Source organism: Mesorhizobium sp. M1D.F.Ca.ET.231.01.1.1 (genome assembly GCF_003999155.2).
Taxonomy (GTDB): Bacteria; Pseudomonadota; Alphaproteobacteria; order Rhizobiales; family Rhizobiaceae; genus Mesorhizobium.
Genome location: NZ_RZOZ02000180.1, coordinates 1 through 318, shown reverse-complemented (window position 1 = coordinate 318; position 318 = coordinate 1). Strand labels below are relative to the sequence as shown.

Below are 318 nucleotides of genomic sequence, written 5' to 3'. Positions count from 1 at the left end.
CTCGTCTTCGCCCAAGCCTGCATCGGCAAGCGCGGCGCGCACGGCGGCGATAGCCGGAGAGCCGTCGGGCTTGGAGCGGGTGCGATGGAAGTCGTCGGCCTTTTCGCCACAACCGCGCATGATACCGAGGACCGTCGCGCCGCGGGCAAGGGCCGCTTCAAGCGATTCCAGCACCAGCGCGCCGGAGCCTTCGGCGAGTACGAAGCCGTCACGGTCCTTGGAGAAGGGTTTTGACGCTTTTTCGGGAATATCGTTGTGGGTGGAGAGCGCCGAGAGCAGCGAGAACCGGATCAGCGCCTCGGCCGTCGCGGAACCGTC

The 318-nt window shown here is 66.7% G+C and carries 1 protein-coding gene; it reads right to left on the bottom strand.

All coding sequences use genetic code 11. The features are described from left to right. Positions 1–318, bottom strand: a 318-nt coding sequence (locus EN874_RS32855) for a beta-ketoacyl synthase N-terminal-like domain-containing protein (protein ID WP_281061466.1), incomplete at both ends; no start/stop codon positions are given.